The sequence below is a fragment of the Ruegeria sp. AB6 genome, assembly GCF_056542685.1.
This window is the reverse complement of the sequence record NZ_JBQGAD010000013.1, coordinates 40,894-64,211: the sequence shown is the minus strand read 5'-3', so window position 1 is coordinate 64,211 and position 23,318 is coordinate 40,894. Positions and strand designations below refer to the sequence as shown.

Genomic DNA, 23,318 nt, shown 5'->3' with positions numbered 1-23,318 from the left:
TGGTTTACAGTTGTAAACTCGGTTGAGCGGGATCATGGGTTCTTTCAGTCGATGAAGTTCTAACGTAGGCATGCGAAGGCATTCCTGTAAAACTCCTCCCTATGCTCCGCTTTGAGTAGAACGCCTCTAGCATGGAGTTGGAGTGAAGGCCGAACGGCTTTTGGCGCAAATTGCGCAATTGGGAAGGGCAGGGAGCTAGTTGAGCTGATTGGTCAAATTCTCTCACCAACAATTTCGTTATCGAGTTTTCTGCGATACCAACTTCGTAACAATACTTCTGCGCCAGTACGGGAGTACGATGCGGTGAGAATGGCATGGCGATCTGGGTCAGATACACCGAGCTCAGCCCGTGCGCAGAGGAAAACACGCGAACATTCCGGCTAGAGTCAGCCGCTCGCCAATTGCCCAAGAAATGGCATACCGTGAGGGCGGGGTTTCGGGAATTGTGCGCCTGTAAGTTGCGACGGAACACGGAACTGTCCTCGATCCAGTGCAGCTGTGCTTGCGCGGCGCGGCTTTTGACGCAAGTCTCTACCGTCATTGGATTCATATGGGATCACAGACATGATCCGTGTGTTCACGTCCCATTAGCGTCCATAAAACCAGCTTGCTCGAATTAGTGATTTTGGGCTCCTCAATCGTTGAACAGACGGTCTCGTTGGCATATATTGCCAAAAAGGAGGCTTACGCCATGGTAACCCGCAATGTTGTACTTACAGAATCGCAGGATCAACTGGTGCAGAATCTGGTTGCGTCCGGTCGATATCAGAACGCCAGTGAAGCGTTGCGCGCCGGCCTTCGGCTTTTGGAGCGGGAAGAAGCGGGGCTGGAGTCTCTCAAACAAGGCTTGCAGGAGGGTGTAGCGCAGGCTCAGGCCGGAGATTTGGCAGAAGGCAGGGGTTCGGATGCGATCCGTCGTGCCTTTGCAAGGGCACGAGCCAAGGCGTGACCAGACCCTTTCGACTGACACGCCGCGCTGAATCCAGCCTGGTGGAAATTGCCCGATGGACCATCGACAAGTTTGGATCGCATCAAGCCGATCTTTATGAACAAGAACTAATAGCGCGCTGTCAGGCCATCACAGAGGGCAGGGTGGCCAGCCGAAGTTGTTCTATATTGGTCGAAGAGGCGGCGGATCTCAGATATGTGCGCGCAGGAGAGCATTTCCTGGTTTATCTGGATCAGCCGGACGCGGTGATCATTGTTGATATCCTGCATTCCCGTTGCGATCTGCCGCGACATGTTTCCGCGCTGGCCACGTTAACAGATGCGACAGGAAACAAGACATAGGCACAGCAGCCGGAGTTTCCCTCAAGCGGGGATTATTAAATAGTCAGTAACTACTCACCCCAGTAGATCAGTCGCCGGGTTATCCGCGATGTCCACATCGTCGTAGTATTTCTGCGCCTGGGCCATGGAGCGATGCAGGGAGAGGCGCATCGCGGCCTGGATCGGGGCGCCGTCCAGCGCGGCCTGGGTCAGGAAGCCCGAGCGCAGCCCATGGGGGGAAGCGAACCCGTCCGGCAGGCCCGCCAGTTTCGCCCGACGCTTGACGATCTGCGCGATGGCATCCGGGCTGAGGCGGCGGGTTAACACCCGATCGGCTTTTGAAACAGGCCGGAACAAGGGGCCGTCCTGAATCTCACCCACCTCGATCCAATGGGCCAGCGCTTGGGCTGCGCGGCCTTTCAACACCAGCCGCGGCGTTTCACCTTTGGTTGTCGTCTTGGTCTCCAGCAGTGAAATCCAAACCAGGCTTTTCTCGTCGAACTCCTTCAGCGAGACGTCTTCAAACATCAACCCGGTGATCTCCGAGCGCCGTCTACCACCCGAAGCCCAACCCAGCATCAAGATGGCGCGGTCGCGGCAATCCCGCCGGGACCCCCGACAAGTGGACAGCAACTGCTCGAGCACATCGCGGGTAATCGGTTGCTGCGATTTTGGGGCAGGGGGCCGGGCGGCGGCGCGGCGCGCCTTGGCACGGGCCTGCTTCACCTGCGGCGCATCAAAAGGGCTGGTCAGGTTCTTCATTCGATGAAAGGCCAGCCAGGAGGCGATGCGCCGGTCCAGCGTAGAAGGGGCCGGGCAGGCGAGGGACTTGCGTAGCCCTTGCGCGATCAACATCTCGGCACTCTGACGCGCGACATCCTCGGGCGCGGCATCTCCCAGATCGCGGGCGTGATCGAGAATGAAGGCCAGCGCTGTGGCCTCGCTCTCGGGCCAGTCCAACGGCACTCCGAACCGTGCTGCCTTCCAGGCCGTTACATAGAGCAAATCGCGCTCATAGGCCCTGAGCGTGTTGGCGGGTGTGCCGCGGACATAGAGATCGGTCAGGGCGTCCTGGTCAGACTGCGACAGGGCAGGGGAGGGGGCGGGGAGATAGGGCTCAGGGGTGCTCATACGGCCCACTCTGCGCCCATTTTCCCGCAAAATCAATTATACTTGATAAGGGGTACTTATCGAGTGTAACTTGAAACTGATAGCGCAACAAAAGTAACGAGCAAAAGTAACAGATTTTGCGCGTAAAGTAGGTAGAGGGCTTGCGGAATAATAAAATCGGAGGTTCTGTCGCAGGTCTGTAAACCAATTGGCATCGACATTGCGCTGGAACCGTTGGCAAACTAAATGAAATGAACAGATATTTTGCCACTGAATTGCCTTTCTGGAAGTTTGCCAGAAACACGCTGATCGTCAGTTGCCTTGCGTTGTTTCCGCTGTTGGCCATCTTCGTTTTGCGCACGCCGGGCTTTGCGACGCACCTCCTGAACAGTGGTCCCGCGTTTGTTCGGTTTTTGCGTCAGGTGGTGACGAATGGGTTGCCGGTCGTTTTCCTTTTAAATTATCTCAGCTTTTTTCTTTTCGCCGTTGGGGTAAGGGCGCGGGGCAGGGGGGCCATCCCGGCCCGGTATCTGCTAATTGACCTGCTGCTACGGGCCGTCCTGTTCATCGCGCTGCACGCGCTGATCTACGCGCTTTCGGCAGACTGGTTCGGGTCTTTCGGCGGTGATCCCGTAGTGGCGTTGCGGGTAGTCGGTCCGACGCTGGTACGCTCCGCCTACTTCGAGAACATCTCAGGCGTTTACCTGTACGCCACGCTGGTCGGAGCGCTGCCGCTATACCTATCCGTCGTTCAGAGCCAGATCGCCCACGGTACTGGATTTGCAGCCCAACTGGCACGTCGCGTACCTGGGCGCGGCGGACCTGTGACATTGGCCCTGCTACTGATGGCGGTGTCAGTGGTCGTTCTGACCACCGCGGCGGCGCTGATTGTCCGTTTACAGTCGGTTTGGGGCTGAAGGGTCAGAACGCCCTGCGTATCGCGAAGGAGACTGCGTAATCGCGTTCAAGCTGGGGCCCATCCAGATCTTGATACACAGGGATCACGCCCTCGATACCCAGGCGCGTGCCCGCCAAAACGCCCGACCCCGGCACAAGGTAATTCACTCCGATTCCGATACTCAGAAACTGGCCGCCGCGCAGGGTCGGATCAGCGGTGGGCACCATGCCTGGGTTCAGGCGCGCATCCGACCCGTCAATGTTTTCCACGATGTCGCCGACCACCCGCAACGAGGAGCTGAACTGGTCATTCCAGCGCCGTGCACCCCAAACTGTTGCTGAATAGACGTCACCCAAGGTGTAACCGGCATCATTCTCACCCATCCGGATCACGGCGGCCAGCTGGGCGCCCCAAGACCAATCCGCGTTCTGGCCCGTATAGGTGACGCCCGGCAGCAGGTCGTAGGTGCCTGAACCCAGTTGCATGGGGTAGGGCAGCAGCTGGTCCGGCCCAGCTGGCGTGGTGTCGGTCTCGTCTATCGAGCCAGTCGGCAGACTGAGGCCAAGAGATAGTTCCAGCACCTGCCCGTCGGATTTGTAGATATCATATCCGCCGATGATCTTCAGATCGCCAAACCCCTGTGCCCTGGTCTTAAAGGTCTGGCCCATGCGGGTCTGGTGCTTCATCGTCTTGCGGGTATAGGGCAGCATCGCCATCACCGAGATCTCGTCGGTCACACCGTACATCAGGCCGACCATCGCCATGTTCATGCTCATGCTGAGCGGCGCGATCGGATACTGCGACAGAACGTTCGAGGTAGACAGCGACTGCGTTCCGGTACGATTCCCGTCCATCTCCATGTTCATGTAAGAGAACACAGGCATCAAAACACCCTCGGGTGGATGCATACCGCCAACGACACCCGTTGGCGGCACCGCGTCGGGGCGCATCATCCTGGACATGCTTCCCATACCTGACATGTTGCTGGAGGCTTGCGGGTTCATCGCCACGTTGTCAGCCGGACGGGTTTCCGGTTGGGCCATGGCAGTTGACCCAAGGCTCAGCCCCCCAGCCAGTATTACAGCCTGGAGGCGTTGCCAGACGCACGTAATCTTGCTGTTGCTCCGTGTCATGATGCCCTCGTGTTCGTTTGTTTCCTGAGTCCCTGCCCTGAAAACAAAGTGTTCGGTACGTCCATCGGTGAAGTCGAAATGGTGGGGGTCTCCAGCGCTGGAAGGTCAAGGCCGCCGGCCAGATTTGCGCTCGTCAAGCATGCATCAGCCGAAGGGGGTGCGGCAATAATGCGCTTGACCCTCCAGCGCTGGATTGTCGGACAAGGCCGCAAAACCGGAAATCCGGAGGGATTGGAATGATACCGGAAATCGGGCAGTTCGCCCTGGCGCTTGCCCTGGCCGTGTCCTTGGTGCAAAGCGTATTTCCCTTGATTGGAGCAGCACGGAACAATGTCATGTGGATGCGATCGGCATCTGCGACCTCGGTCCTACTGACAGCGCTGGTTGCTATCGCCTTCGCCGCTCTGATGTGGTCCTTCGTGGTCAGCGATTTCACTGTGCTAAATGTGGCCAGCAATTCTCATTCGCTGAAACCGATGCTTTTCAAGGTGGCTGCGACCTGGGGTAGCCACGAAGGGTCGCTGCTGTTGTGGATTCTGATATTGGTGATTTTCGGGCTGGGTGTGTCTCTGTTGGCTCGGAACATCCCACTGAAACTCAAGGCGCGCACTCTGGCAGTGCAGGCCTGGATCAGCGCGGGGTTCCTGTCATTCATGCTGTTCACCTCGAACCCGTTTGACCGGGTGTTTCCGGCACCGCTGGATGGTCAGGATTTAAATCCGCTGTTGCAGGATGTCGGCCTGGCTATGCACCCGCCGTTCCTATACCTGGGTTACGTCGGCTTCTCTATCGTATTTTCTTTCGCCGTGGCTGCCCTGATTGAGGGGCGGGTCGATCCGGCATGGGCGCGGTGGGTCCGACCCTGGACATTGGCGGCCTGGGTGTTTCTGACACTTGGTATCGTTCTGGGCAGCTGGTGGGCCTATTACGAACTGGGTTGGGGCGGCTGGTGGTTCTGGGATCCGGTCGAGAATGTCTCGTTTATGCCCTGGCTTGCTGGCACAGCGCTGTTCCATTCGGCCATTGTGACCGAAAAGCGCGGCAGCTTCAAAAGTTGGACGATCCTACTGGCCGTTTTGACCTTCTCGTTGTCCTTGTTGGGGACATTCATTGTCCGCTCAGGCTTGCTTACATCGGTCCATGCGTTTTCGGTCGATCCCGAACGCGGCATTTACATCTTGGCGCTGTTGGCTGTCGCGATCGGTGGTTCATTGACGCTGTTTGCCATACGCGCACCGGAGATGGAGGGCGGCGGTCTTTTTGCCCCGATCAGCCGCGAGGCCGGTTTGCTTATTAACAACCTGCTGCTGGCCACCGCAACGGCGACGGTTCTATTCGGTACGCTTTATCCGCTTTTGCTTGAGGCTGTGACAGGTGAAAAGATTTCGGTTGGACCACCTTATTACAACGCCAGTTTCGTGCCGATCATGCTGGTTCTAGTCGTTGTAATGGGGATTGGGCCGCTGTTGTCATGGAAGCGGGCGGATTTGCGCGGTGTTCTGTCCCGGCTCAAATGGGTGGCCGGGGTTAGCCTGCTCGTAGCGTTGCTTGTGTGGTATCTGGATACCGGCGGCCCAGCCTTGGCGGTAGTGTCGATCGGCCTTGCGGTTTGGTTGCTGGGCGCTGTGCTGACAGAGTGGGCCAGCCGAATTAAGCTGGGTGAGGCACCGTTGGCCGAGTCCCTGCGTCGGGCCCGCAGCCTACCGCGTTCTCATTACGGCATGGTCGTGGCCCATGCGGGGTTGGCTGTCTGTATGATCGGCTTTATCGGGTCCAGCGCTTGGAAATCCGAGGTCGTGACTTTTGCCGAGCCCGGAACACAGATTGAGATAGCAGGGTTCGACGTGCGTTTTGACGGTGTGGAACAGCTTCGCGGTCCGAACTATCTGTCTCGCGCGGCCACACTGACGGTATTTCGCGATGGCGCTTATGTCACCACGCTTCAACCCGAGCGCAGGGCCTATCTCGTGGCGGGTACCAGTACGACCGAGTCAGCAATTCGAACGACGTTGGCAGGGGACCTTTACGCCTCAATATCGGAACCGGCGGCGGAATCAGAACAGAGCAAATGGACCCTGCGTATCTTGTATGAGCCATTGGTGGTCTGGATCTGGATAGGTTCAGGATTGTTAGCATTTGGTGGTGTCTTGTCACTCTCCGATCGGCGTCTACGCGTCGGTGCACCACGAAAACGGACTGGGCAGAGCTCCGTTGCGGTGGCGGCGGAGTAGGGCAATGAAACGTCTATTTGCACTGTTCCCAATTACGATTGCCGGCATCCTGGGTGCCTTCCTGCTATGGGGACTGAATCCCGATCGCGATCCAAACGAAATCCCGTCTGTTTTGATCTCGCAGCCGGTGCCTGAGTTCGACTTGCCGCCGGTCGAAGGGCTGGATACCCACGGGCTGTCCAGTACCGATCTGGTGGAAAATGACGGGTCAGCTCCGATCGTGGTCAACGTGTTTGCGTCCTGGTGCGTGCCCTGCCGGGCCGAACATGCGGTGCTGACGCGTATGGTACGCGATGAGGGCATTCGCCTGATGGGCATTAACTACAAAGACAAGCCGCAGGACGCGCGGAAATGGCTCGACGATCTGGGCAACCCTTATGAGCGCATCGGTTCCGACCTGGACGGCCGAGCCGGGATCGAATGGGGGATTTCCGGCGTGCCGGAGACCTTTGTGATTGATGGCGCGGGCAAGGTCGTATTCCGTTTTGTCGGCCCGGTGCTGGGCGACGAGGCAATTTCAAAGATGCGCACCGCGCTGGATCAGGCGCGGGCGGCCGGAGGAGAGGCGTCATGATACGTCGCATTGTAATTACCGCGGTCACTCTGGCGATGCTGGTGTCGCAGCCGGCATTCGCGGTTGAGCCCGACGAGATACTTGCAGATCCGGTATTGGAAGAGCGGGCCCGGGCGATTTCGAAACAGGTGCGATGCGTGGTGTGCCAGAACCAAGACATCGACAGTTCTAACGCTGGCGTGGCGCGCGACCTTCGTCTGCTTGTGCGCGAACGGCTGGTGGCAGGCGACACGGACCAGCAGGTTATGGACTTTCTGGTTGCGCGTTATGGCGACTATGTTCTGTTCAACCCGCCATGGAAGCCATCAACTTACATTCTGTGGGTTGCGCCTATCGTCATCCTGGGGCTGGGTGGTATCGCGACTGCAGCGGTATTGACCCAAAATGCGCGCCGATATCGGAAGTCGCGAAAACAAGAGACGGAACGCGGCGCGAGCGAAGAACGGAATCCCGAAAACCATTCACTCACGGAGCCGCACGCATGATCTGGATTATCTTTTCATTCATGGCCGTGGCGGTGTTTCTGACGCTCGCCCTCTCCGGCCTGGGGCGCAAGACCTCGGACTTGTCGAGACGCGAAAGCGCCTCTGCCATCTTTTCCGACCAGATCGGCGAAGTGGAGAAGGACCTGGAACGAGGAATTATCTCAGCCGAAGAGGCCAAGGCCGCCAGAGCCGAGATAGAACGTCGCCTGAAGGCGATTGACCGGCAATCGGACGACAAAGCGATAATGGGCCATTCCGGGCGTGCGCTGATTTTACTTGCCGCGCTGGTAGTTCCAGCGCTCGGAGCCGGTCTTTATTGGCAACTGGGTAGTCCCTACATCCCCAGCCAGCCATTTGCCCAACGCGAGGGGGAGCAGGCCGAAGCCCGTGAAATCGCCGACCTTGCCGTGCGCCTGAAGTCGCGGCTTGAGGCGGATGAAACCGGCGGGCCAACCGAGGGATGGGTGTTGTTGGCTCAGACCTATATGCGTATGGGACGCTTTGGAGATGCCGCAGACGCGTTCGAGGGGTTGCTGGACCGACCCAATGCGAATTCAGCGCTGGTGTCGCAATATGGCGAGGCGTTGGTCTATGCCGATGACGGTGTCGTTACGCCCAAGGCCGATCGGGCGTTTGAACGAGCCTTGGAACTGGACCCATCGAACCCAGCAGCGACATTCTACAAAGCCATTGGTCTGGAGCAGGCTGGATCGCCTGATAAGGCCTATGACCTACTGAAGACGCGGATGGACGCCGAAGAGGAGTTCCGGCCATGGATGGAGAGTTTTGTGGCCCAGCTTAACCGCATCGCCCCGTCGATCGGACGGGCTCCGGTGAATCTGGCGGCTTTTGCCCCTTCCATGCCCGGCCCAACTGCCGATCAGGTGGCGGCGGCCGAGGAGATGTCAGACGAAGACCGGCAGGCCTTCATCCGCTCGATGGTCGAACGGCTTGCGAGCCGGATGCAGGAAAACCCAGGCGATCTGGACGGCTGGATGCGGCTGGGCAACGCCTATTCGGTGCTGGGCGAGACCGACGGCGCCCGGAACGCCTATGGCAGGGCAAGGGATCTGGCGGATGACCTGCCGCAGGGGGATCCGCGCAAGGTGGCAATCGACCGGGCATTGCTGGAACTGGGGGGTTGATTCCCGCAGCCCGGCGTGGATCGGGCCGGCGCCGACTTCGCGCTGATGCCCAGTGAGCCATCTGGAAAATTCCGGTTTAGGCTATCGCATGCCGATCTTTAGGAGGTTGAGACCATGAAAGTTGAAACGTTTTCTGATCTAATTGTCTGGACGCGGGAAATGCATCATTGGCTCGCCGAATGTTTGGCCCACTGTTCGACACAGTCAGAGCAGGAGCTGGCCAGGATGTTGCTTACCTACCTCGCCGATCATGAGGCTGCTCTGGAGAAAATCGTCGATGGTTTCGTGAAACGAGCCGATCCCAAAGCGCTCAACACCTGGGTATATGACTATTTGGGCAATGAGCCGATCGACCCACATCGCGCCTGCGACAGGCCGTTCGCACAGATGAGCGTCGATGAGATCTGCGAAGCGGTCTTCGATCTTCACAATCAGGTGATCGACTTATATCGGTATTTGCACGGGCGTGCCGAGATACCCGAGGCACGCGAACTCTTTCAGGCGATACTGGATATGGAAGAGCACGAGACCATGCGTTTAGCGCAGCAGAGCAACCGCGTCCGGGATATGTGAACTCCGGGGTCAGGATCCGCTTTCCACGGCTCCGCCCGCAATCGGCGCGGCCTGTTCCATCGCGTCGAGAATGGCGTTCGTGGTCAAGATCTCTGGCAGGGCGATGCCTTCGGGGGCCGACGGGCCGTAGACGATGTTGAAGGGGATCCCGAACCGTCCATTGTCCTCAAGGAAACGGGCGATCACATCGTCGGGGCGGGTCCAGTCGGCCTGCATCGGAATTGCTTTGTCCGATTGCAGTGTTGCCAGAACCTCGCCGCGTTCCAGCACCAGCGCTTTGTTGGCCTTGCAGGTCAGACACCAGTCGGCTGTGACATCGACGAAAACCACCTCGCCGCGCGACACAAGGCGGGCGATTTCGGGGCGGCTGAAGGTAATCCAAGGGATCTCTCCGGCTGGTTCAAGCAGCCTGGACCGGTCTTTGCCGGCAATCGCAACCGGTGCGGCAAACGCTGCGGTCAGCGTCAGCAACAGGGCTGTCCAGCGCAAAACGGGTGGCATCATCGTACTTTTCCAGATCAACAGGACCAGAACAGTTGCAGCCAGCACGGTAGCAGTTGCAGCAGTGTCTCCGGCCACCCCGACCATCACCCAGACCAACCAGCCGATCGTGGTCAGCAGTGCCGCCGACAGGGCCCATTTTAATCCCACCATCCAACGCCCCGGTTTAGGCAGAGCGGCGGTAAGTTTCGGGTGCACTGCAACCAGCAGGTAAGGAATGGCCAGCCCGACCCCCATTGCGGTGAAGATCGCCACGATATCCACCGGTCGGCCGGTCAGGGCAAAGGCCACCGCCGTGCCGAGGAAGGGGGCCGAGCAGGGCGTCGCCAGAACTGCTGAGAAGGCTCCGGTCAGGAAATCCCCGACCAGCGACACGCGGCCCTTTTCGACATGGGCAAGCCGGGTGTTCAGCGACTGCGGCAGCGTGATCTCGAACAAGCCCGCGAGGCTGGTTGCAAAAACCGCCAGCACCACGATCATCACCGCAAGGAAAAGCGGATTCTGGAACTGGATGCCCCAGCCGACGGAATAGCCCAGCGACCGCGCCGCAATGGTGATAGCCGCCAACAGCCACATGAATGTCAGGATTCCGGCTGCCGAAGCCAGGAACCCGGCGCGAATCTGAGCCGCAGAGCGGTCGCGAGCCTTTACCGCCGAGGAAAGCTTGATCGAAAGCACTGGCAGTACGCAGGGCATGACATTCAGAATCAACCCGCCGCCCACCGCCAGCAAAATGATCCAGACCAGCGCGCTGGCTGAAGTTTCGGCGGCCGCGATCTCATATGGTGGCGGGGTAGGGGGAGCGTCGGTACGGGGCGAAAACTCGGCCACGCGGTTGGTGTCGGTAACCGTGACGGACAAGGCGGGGGGGTCCTGTGCCAGAGCGAGGACCGGGAACTGCACCCATAGCTGACGCCTGTCGCCAGCGAGCCGGATGTCGGGTGCACCAAACGCGGTGTCACGTCCCATGTCGGGAAAGACATCAGGCGCATCAAAGGGCAGGTCGCTGGTGAAATTCAGCGTCAGCATCTCGGACTCGGTATCCAGGGTCGCGGCGTCGGACTTCATTCCGCTTGTGTTTCCCGTGGTTGGCACCCGCGACAGAAAGGCATTTATAAGCCGGGCCGAGTCCTGATCCCGACCCGTTCCCTGAGTCAGCGACAAGTCCAGCGAAAACTCGACCGGCACACAGATATCGGAACAGATCAGCGTTGTCACAGCGGCCTTCAAGTCAACTGGCGCTCCGGGGTTCTCGAGTGTGACGGTCAGCGGAAAGACCACTTCGTCCTTGTACCCGAAATTCTCGATCCCGAAGGCGCGAAAACGGATCGGCGCGGGCCAGTGAAACTGTACGTCGCTGACGTTTTGCGAGCCGTTCCAAGTGATCTTGGGCGGAATTCCCACCTCACCAGGCGACTTCCAGTAGGTTTTCCAATCTTCGCCCAGTTTCAGATGCAGTCCTGCAGTGATCGTCTTGACGTCAGGCGCGATCCCGTCCTGCGCGGTAATTATGTGTGCGACCAGGGGCTCTGATTCATACGCTTGGGATGTAGCTGCAAGGCTTGTCCCGGCGGAAGTCTGGCCAAAGATTAACCCCAAGATCATAATACATAAATTTAGGAGTGTTCTTGCCATTGCGCGTTGCCATCGGTTGTTTTGCACCCGTCTCTGCCAGATTCCAGCGCTGGAGGGTCAACGAGCCGGAATGTCACATCCCCACGATCAGCTCACGAAACCTTCGCGCCCGTCTTCGCAGATGAAATAGGCCCCGCCATCCGCGCCCTCCCATTGAACCCGGCAACCTTGGGGCAGGGCGTATTCAGGCTGCGGCGGTTGCAGCGGGCATAGTTTAGGGCGTGGTGCGCAAGCCGCCAGCGAAAGAGCGGCCAGCGACATGGCGGCCAACCTTGAGCACCAAAGCTTCATGATTGAAGATTATTGCCGGTGTACTGGGTTCGGTCCGACCGCGGCGTCTGTTGCCTTTGGTCTTTCCGATTCAGATTTGTTCGAATGACAGGATTTTTCCATCGCCTTGTGCATAAAGAAATGGGCTCCGAGGCACAGGATCAACGGTGCGAAAAGACCCAAGGAGTCAGAAAGCCCACCAACCGTCCCGCCGGCGATCAAGTAGAGAGCGATCGGCGTTATCATGGCAATGCAACATACCATCATGCCCCATTTCATTATCTTGCCGCCGCTAACCGGTACTGACGCCTGCGGCGCGTTTGCAGTCTGTTTTTCTTTCACATTCAACTCCAAAATTTGGATTGGAGACCTCTGCTAACGCCTTCCCACGATGGAAGGTCAAGCTGTTTTGGCGCGAAGCGAATTTGACGCTGTCAAACCAGTCCAGCATTTGCTTGGGCCTTACTTGGTGCATAGACACGGCCGGAACAGGGAAGTTTTTAGGGGTATGAACAGCAGGCATTGTCGTCCCGACGCCTGGTGAAGTTTCAGGTTAAACACGAAGCTGCCTAGGTCACTTTAAGCCTTGAAAACTCGCGGGTGGGTCGAAGCGATATCGAACGAATAATTGAATGGACAAATCTTCCCCCGTCGCGGATTGTCTAATCCCCTGGGTACTAACTCCAGACACCAACCAGCCAATAGGAGCGCTATCAATGCTGACCAGACGACATTTTGTTGCAGCCTCGCTCGCCATTTTCTCTCAGCCGGTTTTTGGAGTGACGTCGGCGGCGGCCTCGCAATGGTCGGAGTGGGATGCGCAAGTAACTCCAGCCAATTTTGATCCCGCAACATCCAATCCCTGGGGTTTACACCCACGTTTCCTGCCTCAGCGTGTGCAAACCAATCGACCACTTACTCCGGGTGACATTCATGTCGACGCGGTGGCACGATATCTGTATTTCATCGAAGACGGTGGCACAGCAATGCGTTACGGCGTAGCCATTGCCCGAGGCAATCTTTACGAGCCCGGAGTCTACACGATCAAGCGAAAGGCCAAATGGCCGCGTTGGACTCCTACAGCCGAAATGATTGAGCGCGACCCTGATGAATATGCGCAATTCGCAGATGGTGTGCCCGGTGGGCCGACAAACCCATTGGGATCAAGGGCGTTTTATCTGTTCGAAGGTGGTCGCGACACATACCTGCGAATTCACGGAACGCCTTATCCAAGATCTATCGGAGGTCGCGCAAGTTCTGGCTGCGTAAGGATGGCGATGCCACATATCATCGGGCTTTATGATCGTGTCAGGCCAGGGTCCACGGCTCATCTCTACCCTCCCGAGCGGCTTCTGACCGCGACCAGCTGACAGGCGCTTGTCAGGCGCGCGTACAGATTGGGCGCCCTTCAATAGTCCTAAGTGGTAGGTAGGTTGTTTCAACTGGCCCAACATAGCGATACCAATAGCAACCGTCCTCAGGCATGATTTTCACTGCGTTCAGGTCCTGGCCCGGAGCAGCAATCTGGGCTACGGCGTCAGGAACTTGGGAAAGCGTTCCGGGCTCGCTATCTGCAGATATTGACGTTGTTTCGGTACAAGCGCCGATGAACAAAAGTGCGGCCAGTGCTTGGAAAGCTTTCCTGAAGGACATGGTGTTTAGTCCACTGTGATTGTCATTTGTAGTGCCTGCTACCCTCGCATCGACGGGTGATCACATCAATTCACCAAGAACTAAGCAATTGTTAGCGTTGCTTTTTTGTGTTCGGTTGATTCAAGAAAGTCAGGTTTTGCTTAAAGCAGCCTGGAGTTACGTCCAAGAAAAATTGCTTTTCCACAATGACTTGATGATTTGGGTCCGCCTTCTAAGGAAATATCCCTGCGCCAACGGCAACGACAATTCAGACGAGACATCCCATATGAAATGTCATTTGCGTGTTGACCTTCCAGCGCAGGAACCGGGCATACGAGTTATTTGAGTCGGAAAAAAAGAATAAACTTTGGGATGGCAGGCATGAAACGGAGCAAAGAAGGAAAGGTTGTTACGCGACGTGGAGTGATTGCCGCGTTTGCTGCGACGACGCTTTTTCCAGCACCGGCCGTTTGGGCCCAATCAACGGCAACTGAGGGGACGCGCCGCAATGTTTCCTCATTCCGCGTTGCTAAATGGCAGGACCACTTTGATACGCTTAAGAATGGTGTGATCCTGTCCGATACACAGTCCAAGGTCCTGCAATATTGGTCGGAAGACGAAAGCGTCTACCGAATGTATCCAACCAGCGTACCGCTGACGGAAGACCTTACAAGGCTGGGCTACACCACAGTTACTCGCAAGGTCGAAGGGCCGTCTTGGCGACCGACACCAGCAATGAAAAAGCGCAACCCCGCTTGGCCCGATTATGTGGGCCCGGGTCCGGAGAATCCTCTGGGGACACATGCACTTTATTTGAGCTGGCAATACTACCGGATCCACGGCACCAACGACACGCGCAAGATCGGGAGAAGATCCTCCAACGGCTGCATTGGCTTGTACAACGAGCAGATTGCGGAATTGTTCGAACTGGCCACTGTGGGCACTCAGGTAAAACTGATCTGACCTTGGTCAGGCCGATTTTTTTTGCGCGCGTTGAACCTAAGAACTGACAATCATGTGAAGAACAGAGATGGATAAACTTACACTCTTGATCGGCGGAGTAGTGATCGCAGGCGCCGCCGCGTTCGTCTACAACTTAAATCAGCAACCAACAGGTCACTCGATGACGCCGCCCGATACGTCAGCACTGGAGCAAGGAGACCCAATCGAAAACGTCACTCTGCCGGACCAGCTAAGCGAATTTGCGGCCGTCGGCAAAGTGGCATTCGACGCCAAATGCTCGGCGTGCCATGGCGCGAATGCAACAGGTCTGGAAGGCCTTGCACCACCTTTGGTGCATAAAATCTATGAACCAAGCCACCATTCGGACGAGTCATTTTATGTGGCAGTCCAGAATGGAGTTCGGGCACACCATTGGAAGTTCGGCAATATGCCGCCGGTCGATGGCTTGACCCGTGCGGATGTGAAGGGCATCGTGGCGTATATCAGAGAGCTGCAGCAGGAAAACGGGATTTTCTGAAGGTGACGAGCCGAATGGGCAGTGCAATTCGTTACATCATACTGTCAATGGTGCTGACCATTGGCGGGCTGCTTGTGACGGCCGATTCTGCTCATGCACATGGCAGTGGTTCTCAGCACGTGATTGACCAAACGGACTCCGCGGACGTTGAGCATGTCAAGCAGGGTCATCCCGGACATTGTCATGGCGGAACGATTTGCAACGCTGTTGGTCTATTTTCGATGGGTCCACCACCGCCTGGCCCCCAAGATACTGAACAAAGATACTCGATCCCTCGAGCCCAATACCGGGTTCTCGGTATCGCGGCGTTTGACCCACCACCGCCGCGTGTCCTGATCTGACCAGTCGAATTGCGCTCAACCTGGGCGCGTCGAAGCAGACGACAAGGACAAAACAATGAACATTCTGAAAATGACCACAGGCGTTGCCCTGGTTTCTCTGTTTGCAGCCGCCGCCCTGGCGCATGGTGGCGCAACCGGCATCGTCAAAGAACGCATGGATGGTATGTCCGCGATGAAGGACAGCATGAAGATCCTTACGCCGATGATGCAGGGGAAAACGCCCTACAATGCGCAAACGGTACGAAGCGAGGCCAAGAAAATCGGGCGTCACGCTGGCGAGAGCATGACAAAGCTGTTTCCAGAGGGATCTGATGGCAAACCCTCGGAGGCCAAATCGGAGATCTGGCAGGATTGGGGTTCATTTGCAGAGTTAGCCAGGCAGTTGGAATCCTACTCTGAAGGCCTTGTGCTTGCGGCGGACAACGGGTTGATGATGTCCGGGTCGGGCCATGGTTCGGGCATGATGGGCGGCGCATCCATGATGGGTGGCGGTTCTATGATGGGTGCCGGAATGATGGGCGGCAGTCCAAACCAGGCACAACTTTCTGAAATGCCGGCAGATGGTGTGTTCATGATGCTGAGCCAGACATGCTCGGCGTGTCACACGCAATTTCGGTCGGAATAGGAATGCGTCATGAGACCGATATTCCGATTGGGCCTTGCTGCCGCCGTAGCGGCGTCAGCGGGACTTGTTGCTGTGATGGCTTGGCCGATTGGCCAGCCCTTACAAGCTCTCGACATTCAGGGTGACGTTAACCGCGGGGCGTATCTGGCAAGGGCAAGTGGTTGTATCGCTTGCCACACAGATTTTGCCAAAGGGGGCGCGGCCTTGGCCGGTGGGGTGGAGTTGGATACCCCGTTCGGCACGCTCTTTTCGCCGAACCTGACCACAGATCCCGATCACGGGATCGGTGATTGGACAATCGAGGAGTTCGCCCGCGCGGTGCGTCAAGGCGTATCACCCGGCGGACAACCCTATTACCCGGCCTTTCCTTATCCATTCTATGCCAATTTCACGGATCAGGACATCGCCGATCTCTGGGCCGCATGGCAAACAGTTCCACCGGTAGCGGAACCGTCAAAAGAACAGGAAATGGCGTTCCCCTTCAATCAGAGATGGGGCCTGAAGCTGTGGCGCGCGGCTTTTCTGGAACCACCCCGCACTGATCCCGTGCCGGGCAATGACGAAGTGTGGAACCGGGGCCGGCTACTGGTCGAAGGTGCCACACATTGTGCGGCCTGCCACACCGGGAGGAACCTGGCTGGCGCAAGAAATTCGGACACGGAACACTTCAAGGGAAGTGACTCTCTGCCGGGCGGTGACAAGGCACCGGCCATCGACTTTGAGACCCTGCAAAAGCGTGGTTGGACGGTAGATGATTTGGCCTACGCGTTGCGCACCGGCGTCATGCCTGATGGCGATGTCTTCGGCGGCGCCATGGGAGAGGTCGTAAACTATGGCACCAGCTTTCTGACAGACGAAGACCGGAAGGCAATGGCGACCTATCTGCTGGATGTGCACGACGGGGGGTAATCGAGTGAGAGATCAAATTTTCTTTGGAGGGAAGTCCTCATGAAGCTCAATCGCAGGCAATTCGTTGCAGGCACGTCGGCACTAATCGCAGTGCCGACTATCGGGAGGGCGGCTACCGCCCCCCGAATAATCGAGGCGCGTTCAGGATTGGCACGTGTTGCCCCCGACAGCTATCCTGAAACCGAGATATGGGGATATGATGGCGGTGTTCCGGGCCCCGAAATTCGTGCCCGGCAGGGCGAAACGGTTCGCCGGACACTCCTGAACTCACTGCCTCAGCCTACGGCAATCCATTGGCATGGACTGCGGGTTCCAAACAACATGGATGGGGTGCCGGGTCTTACACAGGAGGCTGTACCAACAAGCGGCGAGTTTCAGTATGACTTGCCTCTGAAGGATGCAGGAACCTTCTGGTACCACTCTCATAACCAGTCAACGGAACAAGTGGCCAGGGGCCTTTACGGCGCGTTCATCGTCGACGAAATGGACCCGCCGGACACGGATCATGACATTACGATCCTGCTGGATGACTGGAGGTTGGGTCAGGACGCCCAAATCGTCGATGATTTCGGCGCGATGCATGACTGGACGCATGCAGGCCGAATGGGAAACTACGTTCACGCACACATATCGCCCATGACAGAAGTTCTGACAAACCAGCGTTTGCGACTTCGAATGGTCAACGTGGCAACTGATCGGATCATGTATGTCTCAGTAGGTGGCGCAAACGGGAAACTGGTCGCTTATGATGGCATGCCTGTAAGGCAGCCAGAGGATTTTGAAACCCTTGTTTTTGGGCCTGCACAGCGAGCAGACTTAATTGTTGATGTCACAGCGGAATCGAACGAAGCCGTTCAAATAACTCTTCACGAACGCGATGAATCGTTTGTCATTGCTGAAATCCCGGTTTCGGGAAGCGGTGCATCCGCAAACCGCGGTGCAATAGAAGCCCTGCCACCCAACCCTGTTTCCTTTCTCGAAGATGTTTCTGACGCTTTGACAATCCCATTAGTGATGGAAGGCGGGGCGATGGGCGGACTGCGTCAAGGCACTTTTAACGGCCAGGTCATGAGCACCAATGAATTGGTTCAGGAAGGGCAGATCTGGACATTCAACGGTGTCGCCGGGTTACCTGAAAACCCCCTTGCTGCCGTTTCGCGTGGCGACATAGTCCGGATTCAGATGCAGAACGACACCGTCTTTCCGCACGCTATGCACTTGCACGGGACGCACTTTCAGGAAGTTCTGCCAAACGGCAACCTAGGGCCGCTGCGGGACACAATCCTGGTTGACCGGATAGAAAAGCGGGAGATTGCGTTCGTTGCGGATAACCCGGGGGATTGGCTGTTTCATTGCCATATGCTGTCGCATCAGGCCGCTGGTATGAAGACCTGGCTGAGCGTGGCATGATGAACAAGAGTTCGGCGAAATGGGTGTCACTGGCTGCTGTAGTGATCATTGTCGCGGTCGCTGGCTGGGGCCTGAGTGGGCGTGCGCAGAACAGTGCATCAGCGGATTCGGCACGTGGTGCAGTTTTGTACGCCGAAAACTGCGCGTCATGCCACGGGGCAAATTTGGAGGGTCAGCAGGATTGGCAAACACCTGATCCGGATGGCGTCTTGCGGGCGCCCCCGCATGACCGAACCGGGCATACCTGGCATCACGGCGACAAGCTGTTGTTCGACTATACAAAGTTTGGCGGGGACCAAACTTTGAAACAGATGGGTGTCGCTGACGTCAAAAGCGGCATGCCAGGCTTCGGGGACACTCTGTCGGATCAGGATATCTGGGACATCCTCGCCTTCATCAAGGAGAGTTGGCCGGATCGGGAACGCAAGCTGCAAGAGCAACGCACCGAAGCAGAACAAACGGAAGGAAACTGATGTGAAACGAATACTTGCAGGCTTAGTCGCTATCGCCATGTCGATTGGCATTCCTATGGCACGCGCCGACGAGCTGTCTGACTCCGATGTAAAACGGCTGGCTCTCGAAGCCATTTTGGAAAACCCTGAGATCATCATGCAGGCGATTCAATTGCTTCAACAGCGCGAGGATCAGGCAAAAGCCGAAGCAATTGGAAGCGTCTTGGAAAATCAGCGTGAATTGCTGGAACAGGATCCGAATGCGCCTGTAATCGGAAACCCGGAAGGCGATGTAACCGTGGTCGAGTTTTTCGACTATAACTGCCCATATTGCAAACGCGCTGCCCCGGTCGTGAAGAACGTAATCGCGGGCGATTCCGATGTGCGAATTGTTTATCGAGAATGGCCCATACTTGGAGAAGGTTCCGACTTCGCGGCACGCGCTGCGCTGGCCTCACGAAACCAGGGAAAATACGAAGAATTTCATTGGGCGCTTATGGCTCTGAACGGTCGTGCCACTGAGGCCAGTGTACTGAAAGTTGTTCGGGAACTTGGCCTGGACGAGGATCAATTGCGCGCAGATATGGAAGCGCCGGAAGTCGACGCGCATATTCAGATTTCCATGGAATTGGCCCGACAGCTTGGCTTCAGTGGCACTCCTTCGTTTGTGATTGGAGATGCGCTTGCCCCGGGTCTGATCACCGAAGATGAAATGACCCGGTTAATCGTGGCAGTCAGAGACGCAAGATAGAACCAAGGGGGCGACAGCATGTGCGCTCCTAAGTTTATCATGCGATCGTGGCTTCGTATCCCTCGGACTTCAGCGCTGCAAGGATATGATCAAGTGAATTGGTGCTTAAGACACGTACCCTGCGGTTTTCCATGTCAAAGTCCAACTGTGCGGAGGAATCCACCGTGGCAACGGCTTTTTCGATAGCTGACTTGCAGTGCCCGCAGCTCATATCCGGGATATTTAGGGTCGTCATGGATGTTTGCTCCTGTGTTCCGTCGTCCCGGCTAAAGTATTCCAGCACAGGAAGGTCAAGTCGTGATTATTGGATCGTCAAAATTAGTGGCAAAGAAAGTCAGCCCCATCCCTTGACCTTCCACTTGCTGGAACCCTTATGTTTCCCGTCAGCAGAACATTGGTGGTGACAATATGACTGAAATTTCACATGCAAGGTTTCAAGTTCAGGGTATGAGCTGTGCGTCCTGCGTAGGGCGGGTTGAGCGCGCGTTGAAAGATGTGCCAGGGGTAGATGCCGCTTCGGTTAATCTCGCCAGCGAAAGCGTTCAGGTCGATTTCCGCGATCCAGCCGATAAAGCGGCCATTGCTGATGCGTTAAACAGCGCCGGATATCTGGCACGGACGGAAGAGGTAACGCTGGATATTCAGAACATGTCCTGCGCATCGTGCGTGGGGCGCGTTGAACGGGCATTGCAAGCAGATGATGGCGTCTTGTCCGCGTCGGTCAATCTGGCCACCGAAAGTGCAACTGTACGTTATGCTGAGGGAGTCACAACACCCGAAGCCATCGCGGCGCTTGCGGCATCTGCTGGCTATCCGGCGAGCCTGCGATCCGCGACGCAGACCGAACCACAAGACCGCAAAGCCAAAGAGATTCGCCAATTGGCCCGGCGAACAAGCTTTGCCGCCTTGCTCGCTTTGCCGGTCTTTATCCTTGAAATGGGCTCGCATGTTATTCCGGGCATGCACCACCTGATAGCGAGCACGATCGGCATCCAGAACAGCTATTACCTGCAATTCCTTCTAACCACGATCGTTCTTTTTGGGCCAGGTTTGCAGTTCTATACTAAGGGATTCCCTTCCTTGTTCAAAGGCGCGCCGGACATGAATTCTCTGGTGGCTCTGGGCACTTCGGCGGCTTATGGGTTCTCGCTTGTTTCCACCTTTGCGCCGGGTGTTCTTCCCGCCGGAACCGCAAACGTCTACTACGAGGCCGCAGCGGTGATCGTGGTTCTCATATTGCTGGGGAGGTTCCTCGAGGCGCGCGCCAAGGGGCGAACTGGTGAAGCGATCCGAAAACTGGTCGGTCTGCAGGCAAAAACAGCGCGCGTTGAGCGCGACGGATCGGTTGTCGAGCTACCGATCGAGCAGATCGTTGTAGGGGATATTGTGCACGTTCGACCGGGCGAAAAAATCGCGGTGGATGGTGCCGTAGTGACCGGCGCGTCATATGTCGATGAAAGCATGATCACCGGCGAGCCGGTTCCTGCCGAAAAGACCGAGGGCGCAACTGTGGTCGGCGGAACAGTTAATGGCGCGGGCGCATTGACGTACCGGGCTGAAAAGATCGGCGCAGACACTATGTTGGCCCAGATCATTCAAATGGTCGAACAAGCACAGGGTGCCAAGCTTCCGATTCAAGGCTTGGTTGACCGCATCACGCTGTGGTTCGTGCCGGTAGTGATCGCTGTGGCCGTAATGACTGTGCTGGTTTGGATGTTGTTCGGACCCGATCCTGCGCTCAGCTTGGCGTTGGTAGCCGGGGTTGCGGTACTGATCATTGCTTGCCCCTGCGCCATGGGGTTGGCCACACCCACCTCAATCATGGTCGGCACCGGCCGCGCGGCCGAGATGGGTGTCCTGTTTCGAAAGGGCGACGCCTTGCAAATGCTGCAGGAAACCACCGTTGTTGCGGTGGACAAGACGGGGACCTTGACCGAAGGGCGTCCGGAGCTGACCGACCTGATTGTGGCCGAAGGATTGGCCGAGGATGAGGTTCTGCGCCTTGTTGCTGCCGTTGAGGTCACATCCGAACATCCGATCGCCACGGCCATCGTGCGCGCGGCTGAAACCCGTGGTCTGGAGCTTTCGAAGCCAGAAGACTTCACGTCGATCACCGGTTACGGGGTAAGCGCCTCAGTCGAAGGCCATACAATCCTGATCGGGGCCGACCGCCTGATGAGTCGCGAAGGGGTTGAAATGGGCGCGTTGTCTGATCGGGGCGCTGAACTCGCAATCAACGGAAAGACTCCACTTTATGCCTCCGTAGACGGAGTTATCGCAGCCGTCATCGCCGTGGCGGACCCAATCAAGACCACCACGCCAGACGCAATTGAAGCTTTGCACGGACTGGGGCTGAAAGTAGCGATGATTACCGGCGACAATACCGCTACAGCCAAATCCATCGCGGCGCAGCTTGGCATCGATCATGTCGTGGCCGAGGTTCTGCCAGAGGGTAAAGTATCCGCGTTGCAAGATCTGCGCTCAAATGGCGGAAAACTGGCCTTTGTGGGTGATGGCATCAATGATGCCCCCGCTCTGGCGGCGGCTGACGTAGGAATTGCGATCGGGACAGGCACTGACATCGCCATCGAGGCGGCTGACGTCGTTCTGATGTCAGGCGACCTGACAGGCGTGGTCAACGCCTTCGATATTAGTCAGCGCACCATGCGTAACATCCGCCAAAACCTGTTCTGGGCTTTCAGCTACAACACGCTGCTCATACCGGTTGCAGCGGGGGTGCTCTATCCGTTTGGCGGCCCGTTGCTGTCGCCGGTTTTGGCTGCAGGTGCCATGGCGCTGTCCAGTGTATTTGTCCTGACCAACGCGCTGCGGTTGCGCTGGGTTAAGCCGATCAAAGTTGGGCGAGAACAGATCTCGCAGAATGAAGAGCAGGCGCTGCGATCAGCGCCTGCTGAATAGAATAGGAGAACCGCTGTGAATATCGGAGATGTAGCAGAACGTTCGGGTCTGCCTGCCAAAACCATCCGTTATTACGAGGATATCGGATTCATCAAACCCAGGCGCAGTCTGAACGGGTATCGACATTTCGACGAAAAGGAACTGCACAAACTGGCCTTCATCGGGCGGGCCCGCTCATTGGGCTTTACCATTGAGGATTGCCGTTCACTACTGGCGTTGTACGAGGACAAAGAACGCGCAAGCGCGGACGTGAAGGATATCGCCAAACAGAACCTAAAAGAAATAGATGCCAAGATCGCGGACCTGAAGGCCATGCATGCTACACTGTCTCATTTAATCGATGAATGTGCCGGAGACCACCGTCCCGACTGCCCGATCCTGAAGAACCTCGGCCAAACTTAGATGCGCTCATCGTATGAACTGCCTCCTATTTTGGCAGTTTGTTACGTGTATTCGCGGGAATCCGCTTCATTTCGATACAGCGCACCAACTCACCTGTTTTTTCCTCCGACTGGCTTGAACACTCGTTACGTTCGTCCTAACTGCACGGGATGAAGTGGAAGTTTTTCTCAGTGTTGCGAATGACGTTTCTGACATGCGTCTGCTTGGCGATGACCTTCGTCGGCACTGTTGTGGTCGCGAGCAGTGACGTCAAAAACAGTAGCACCTCTGAGCCTCACGGCGTTTCAATGGCTGCAAAGTCATCAGACTTCAAACACGACCATAGCGGTTTGCATCCGACGACTGGCCAAATCCACACGGATAGCCACGTAAATCACAGCGGAGAATGTCATTCCGGTATCTGTTGTGTTGGCGAATATCCGACCCACGTAGGACTTGCGGTTTTGGCTGAAGCTTTTGGCCAGAAAAACCGTAACATGGATTCCGACATCCACAACTCTCAAGCGCCTCTGACGCCCGATCGTCCTCCACAAATCTCCTAACATCCACAGGCCCGTCAGCGCGGGTTTTCAT

Annotated in this window: 26 protein-coding genes; 19 read left to right on the top strand and 7 right to left on the bottom strand. The window is 57.0% G+C overall.

Going from position 1 to position 23,318, the window contains the following annotated elements:
- The first annotated feature begins 691 nt into the window (after positions 1-691).
- Together ACR0DB_RS19960 and ACR0DB_RS19955 are read left to right on the top strand one after the other, a co-directional pair.
- The gene (locus tag ACR0DB_RS19960) at positions 692-949 is read left to right on the top strand and encodes a type II toxin-antitoxin system ParD family antitoxin (RefSeq protein WP_170417856.1); all 258 of its coding nucleotides are present in this window, start codon (positions 692-694) and stop codon (positions 947-949) included.
- Entirely contained in the window at positions 946-1,290 is a 345-nt protein-coding gene (locus ACR0DB_RS19955; RefSeq protein ID WP_170417859.1) for a type II toxin-antitoxin system RelE/ParE family toxin, read from the top strand. The genes ACR0DB_RS19960 and ACR0DB_RS19955 overlap by 4 nt, the downstream gene beginning before the upstream one ends.
- 54 nt (positions 1,291-1,344) lie before the next feature.
- Here ACR0DB_RS19955 and ACR0DB_RS19950 read toward each other — a convergent pair whose 3' ends face one another.
- Positions 1,345-2,400: a tyrosine-type recombinase/integrase gene (locus ACR0DB_RS19950; protein ID WP_170417862.1), complete on the bottom strand. Its 1,056-nt coding sequence runs from the start codon at positions 2,398-2,400 to the stop codon at positions 1,345-1,347.
- A gap of 230 nt (positions 2,401-2,630) precedes the next feature.
- On the opposite strand from ACR0DB_RS19950, the gene ACR0DB_RS19945 reads away from it, so the two are divergent.
- A complete protein-coding gene (locus ACR0DB_RS19945; protein ID WP_050605729.1) occupies positions 2,631-3,296 on the top strand; it encodes a hypothetical protein in 666 nt (221 codons plus the stop codon).
- A 4-nt stretch (positions 3,297-3,300) separates the two neighbouring features.
- Here the strand turns inward: ACR0DB_RS19945 and ACR0DB_RS19940 are convergent, their stop codons facing one another.
- Positions 3,301-4,410, bottom strand: coding sequence for a transporter (locus ACR0DB_RS19940; protein WP_170417865.1), 1,110 nt, complete (start codon positions 4,408-4,410; stop codon positions 3,301-3,303).
- Positions 4,411-4,646: 236 nt separating this feature from the next.
- Between ACR0DB_RS19940 and ACR0DB_RS19935 the strand changes: the two genes are divergently transcribed.
- The 5 genes from ACR0DB_RS19935 to ACR0DB_RS19915 all read left to right on the top strand — a co-directional run bounded on the left by ACR0DB_RS19935 (position 4,647) and on the right by ACR0DB_RS19915 (position 9,418).
- Positions 4,647-6,641: a heme lyase CcmF/NrfE family subunit gene (locus ACR0DB_RS19935; protein WP_170417870.1), complete on the top strand. Its 1,995-nt coding sequence runs from the start codon at positions 4,647-4,649 to the stop codon at positions 6,639-6,641.
- Positions 6,642-6,645: 4 nt separating this feature from the next.
- Positions 6,646-7,215 carry a DsbE family thiol:disulfide interchange protein gene (locus ACR0DB_RS19930; RefSeq protein WP_170417873.1) on the top strand — a complete coding sequence of 190 codons (570 nt, stop codon included), beginning with the start codon at positions 6,646-6,648 and terminating at the stop codon, positions 7,213-7,215.
- Positions 7,212-7,700 (top strand): cytochrome c-type biogenesis protein, encoded by a 489-nt coding sequence (locus ACR0DB_RS19925; protein WP_170417876.1) that lies wholly within the window; start codon positions 7,212-7,214, stop codon positions 7,698-7,700. The genes ACR0DB_RS19930 and ACR0DB_RS19925 overlap by 4 nt, the downstream gene beginning before the upstream one ends.
- Positions 7,697-8,845, top strand: coding sequence for a c-type cytochrome biogenesis protein CcmI (gene ccmI, locus ACR0DB_RS19920; protein ID WP_170417878.1), 1,149 nt, complete (start codon positions 7,697-7,699; stop codon positions 8,843-8,845). The genes ACR0DB_RS19925 and ccmI overlap by 4 nt, the downstream gene beginning before the upstream one ends.
- Positions 8,846-8,959: 114 nt before the next feature.
- On the top strand, positions 8,960-9,418 hold the full coding sequence (locus ACR0DB_RS19915; RefSeq protein ID WP_170417881.1) for an ATPase: 459 nt from the start codon (positions 8,960-8,962) through the stop codon (positions 9,416-9,418).
- 9 nt (positions 9,419-9,427) lie between these two features.
- Here the strand turns inward: ACR0DB_RS19915 and ACR0DB_RS19910 are convergent, their stop codons facing one another.
- The 3 genes from ACR0DB_RS19910 to ACR0DB_RS19900 form a co-directional block, all read right to left on the bottom strand.
- On the bottom strand, positions 9,428-11,524 hold the full coding sequence (locus tag ACR0DB_RS19910; protein WP_170418009.1) for a protein-disulfide reductase DsbD family protein: 2,097 nt from the start codon (positions 11,522-11,524) through the stop codon (positions 9,428-9,430).
- Positions 11,525-11,641: 117 nt separating this feature from the next.
- A complete protein-coding gene (locus ACR0DB_RS19905; protein ID WP_170417885.1) occupies positions 11,642-11,815 on the bottom strand; it encodes a hypothetical protein in 174 nt (57 codons plus the stop codon).
- A gap of 39 nt (positions 11,816-11,854) precedes the next feature.
- Positions 11,855-12,166, bottom strand: coding sequence for a DUF2933 domain-containing protein (locus ACR0DB_RS19900; protein WP_255612174.1), 312 nt, complete (start codon positions 12,164-12,166; stop codon positions 11,855-11,857).
- Positions 12,167-12,540: 374 nt separating this feature from the next.
- Here ACR0DB_RS19900 and ACR0DB_RS19895 point away from each other — a divergent pair, with 374 nt between their 5' ends.
- The 9 genes from ACR0DB_RS19895 to ACR0DB_RS19855 all read left to right on the top strand — a co-directional run bounded on the left by ACR0DB_RS19895 (position 12,541) and on the right by ACR0DB_RS19855 (position 19,424).
- Positions 12,541-13,194, top strand: coding sequence for a L,D-transpeptidase (locus tag ACR0DB_RS19895; RefSeq protein ID WP_050605720.1), 654 nt, complete (start codon positions 12,541-12,543; stop codon positions 13,192-13,194).
- A 634-nt stretch (positions 13,195-13,828) separates the two neighbouring features.
- Positions 13,829-14,419, top strand: a complete 591-nt coding sequence (locus ACR0DB_RS19890) for a L,D-transpeptidase (RefSeq protein ID WP_170417888.1) — start codon at positions 13,829-13,831, stop codon at positions 14,417-14,419.
- A 67-nt stretch (positions 14,420-14,486) separates the two neighbouring features.
- Positions 14,487-14,936 carry a c-type cytochrome gene (locus tag ACR0DB_RS19885; protein WP_170417891.1) on the top strand — a complete coding sequence of 150 codons (450 nt, stop codon included), beginning with the start codon at positions 14,487-14,489 and terminating at the stop codon, positions 14,934-14,936.
- A 183-nt stretch (positions 14,937-15,119) separates the two neighbouring features.
- Entirely contained in the window at positions 15,120-15,272 is a 153-nt protein-coding gene (locus tag ACR0DB_RS19880; RefSeq protein ID WP_170746572.1) for a hypothetical protein, read from the top strand.
- Positions 15,273-15,332: 60 nt separating this feature from the next.
- Positions 15,333-15,902 carry a c-type cytochrome gene (locus tag ACR0DB_RS19875; protein WP_170417895.1) on the top strand — a complete coding sequence of 190 codons (570 nt, stop codon included), beginning with the start codon at positions 15,333-15,335 and terminating at the stop codon, positions 15,900-15,902.
- Positions 15,903-15,911: 9 nt separating this feature from the next.
- Entirely contained in the window at positions 15,912-16,811 is a 900-nt protein-coding gene (locus ACR0DB_RS19870; RefSeq protein WP_170417899.1) for a c-type cytochrome, read from the top strand.
- 39 nt (positions 16,812-16,850) lie between these two features.
- Positions 16,851-18,221: a multicopper oxidase family protein gene (locus ACR0DB_RS19865; RefSeq protein WP_170417903.1), complete on the top strand. Its 1,371-nt coding sequence runs from the start codon at positions 16,851-16,853 to the stop codon at positions 18,219-18,221.
- Complete coding sequence (locus ACR0DB_RS19860; RefSeq protein ID WP_170418019.1) at positions 18,221-18,694, top strand: c-type cytochrome; 474 nt, start codon at positions 18,221-18,223, stop codon at positions 18,692-18,694. The genes ACR0DB_RS19865 and ACR0DB_RS19860 overlap by 1 nt, the downstream gene beginning before the upstream one ends.
- Before the next feature lies 1 nt (position 18,695).
- Positions 18,696-19,424, top strand: a complete 729-nt coding sequence (locus ACR0DB_RS19855; RefSeq protein ID WP_414478956.1) for a DsbA family protein — start codon at positions 18,696-18,698, stop codon at positions 19,422-19,424.
- 37 nt (positions 19,425-19,461) lie between these two features.
- On the opposite strand, the gene ACR0DB_RS19850 is transcribed toward ACR0DB_RS19855, so the two are convergent.
- Positions 19,462-19,659: a heavy-metal-associated domain-containing protein gene (locus ACR0DB_RS19850; protein WP_170417905.1), complete on the bottom strand. Its 198-nt coding sequence runs from the start codon at positions 19,657-19,659 to the stop codon at positions 19,462-19,464.
- Positions 19,660-19,832: 173 nt separating this feature from the next.
- Here ACR0DB_RS19850 and ACR0DB_RS19845 point away from each other — a divergent pair, with 173 nt between their 5' ends.
- Both ACR0DB_RS19845 and cueR read left to right on the top strand, forming a co-directional pair.
- Positions 19,833-22,343, top strand: coding sequence for a heavy metal translocating P-type ATPase (locus tag ACR0DB_RS19845; protein WP_170417908.1), 2,511 nt, complete (start codon positions 19,833-19,835; stop codon positions 22,341-22,343).
- 15 nt (positions 22,344-22,358) lie between these two features.
- Positions 22,359-22,745, top strand: a complete 387-nt coding sequence (gene cueR / locus ACR0DB_RS19840; RefSeq protein WP_152460772.1) for a Cu(I)-responsive transcriptional regulator — start codon at positions 22,359-22,361, stop codon at positions 22,743-22,745.
- 302 nt (positions 22,746-23,047) lie between these two features.
- Here the strand turns inward: cueR and ACR0DB_RS19835 are convergent, their stop codons facing one another.
- Entirely contained in the window at positions 23,048-23,239 is a 192-nt protein-coding gene (locus ACR0DB_RS19835) for a hypothetical protein (RefSeq protein WP_170608328.1), read from the bottom strand.
- Positions 23,240-23,318: the final 79 nt, after the last annotated feature.

Excerpts from the sequence above, each read along its gene's own strand:
- ACR0DB_RS19960 (WP_170417856.1), top strand. The coding sequence starts at position 692 with ATGGTAACCCGCAATGTTGTACTTACAGAATCGCAGGATCAACTGGTG.
- ACR0DB_RS19950 (WP_170417862.1), bottom strand. The coding sequence starts at position 2,400 with ATGAGCACCCCTGAGCCCTATCTCCCCGCCCCCTCCCCTGCCCTGTCG.
- ACR0DB_RS19945 (WP_050605729.1), top strand. The coding sequence starts at position 2,631 with ATGAACAGATATTTTGCCACTGAATTGCCTTTCTGGAAGTTTGCCAGA.
- ACR0DB_RS19940 (WP_170417865.1), bottom strand. The coding sequence starts at position 4,410 with ATGACACGGAGCAACAGCAAGATTACGTGCGTCTGGCAACGCCTCCAG.
- ACR0DB_RS19935 (WP_170417870.1), top strand. The coding sequence starts at position 4,647 with ATGATACCGGAAATCGGGCAGTTCGCCCTGGCGCTTGCCCTGGCCGTG.
- ACR0DB_RS19930 (WP_170417873.1), top strand. The coding sequence starts at position 6,646 with ATGAAACGTCTATTTGCACTGTTCCCAATTACGATTGCCGGCATCCTG.
- ACR0DB_RS19925 (WP_170417876.1), top strand. The coding sequence starts at position 7,212 with ATGATACGTCGCATTGTAATTACCGCGGTCACTCTGGCGATGCTGGTG.
- ccmI (WP_170417878.1), top strand. The coding sequence starts at position 7,697 with ATGATCTGGATTATCTTTTCATTCATGGCCGTGGCGGTGTTTCTGACG.
- ACR0DB_RS19915 (WP_170417881.1), top strand. The coding sequence starts at position 8,960 with ATGAAAGTTGAAACGTTTTCTGATCTAATTGTCTGGACGCGGGAAATG.
- ACR0DB_RS19910 (WP_170418009.1), bottom strand. The coding sequence starts at position 11,524 with ATGATCTTGGGGTTAATCTTTGGCCAGACTTCCGCCGGGACAAGCCTT.
- ACR0DB_RS19905 (WP_170417885.1), bottom strand. The coding sequence starts at position 11,815 with ATGTCGCTGGCCGCTCTTTCGCTGGCGGCTTGCGCACCACGCCCTAAA.
- ACR0DB_RS19895 (WP_050605720.1), top strand. The coding sequence starts at position 12,541 with ATGCTGACCAGACGACATTTTGTTGCAGCCTCGCTCGCCATTTTCTCT.
- ACR0DB_RS19890 (WP_170417888.1), top strand. The coding sequence starts at position 13,829 with ATGGCAGGCATGAAACGGAGCAAAGAAGGAAAGGTTGTTACGCGACGT.
- ACR0DB_RS19885 (WP_170417891.1), top strand. The coding sequence starts at position 14,487 with ATGGATAAACTTACACTCTTGATCGGCGGAGTAGTGATCGCAGGCGCC.
- ACR0DB_RS19880 (WP_170746572.1), top strand. The coding sequence starts at position 15,120 with ATGGCGGAACGATTTGCAACGCTGTTGGTCTATTTTCGATGGGTCCAC.
- ACR0DB_RS19875 (WP_170417895.1), top strand. The coding sequence starts at position 15,333 with ATGAACATTCTGAAAATGACCACAGGCGTTGCCCTGGTTTCTCTGTTT.
- ACR0DB_RS19870 (WP_170417899.1), top strand. The coding sequence starts at position 15,912 with ATGAGACCGATATTCCGATTGGGCCTTGCTGCCGCCGTAGCGGCGTCA.
- ACR0DB_RS19865 (WP_170417903.1), top strand. The coding sequence starts at position 16,851 with ATGAAGCTCAATCGCAGGCAATTCGTTGCAGGCACGTCGGCACTAATC.
- ACR0DB_RS19860 (WP_170418019.1), top strand. The coding sequence starts at position 18,221 with ATGAACAAGAGTTCGGCGAAATGGGTGTCACTGGCTGCTGTAGTGATC.
- ACR0DB_RS19850 (WP_170417905.1), bottom strand. The coding sequence starts at position 19,659 with ATGACGACCCTAAATATCCCGGATATGAGCTGCGGGCACTGCAAGTCA.
- ACR0DB_RS19845 (WP_170417908.1), top strand. The coding sequence starts at position 19,833 with ATGACTGAAATTTCACATGCAAGGTTTCAAGTTCAGGGTATGAGCTGT.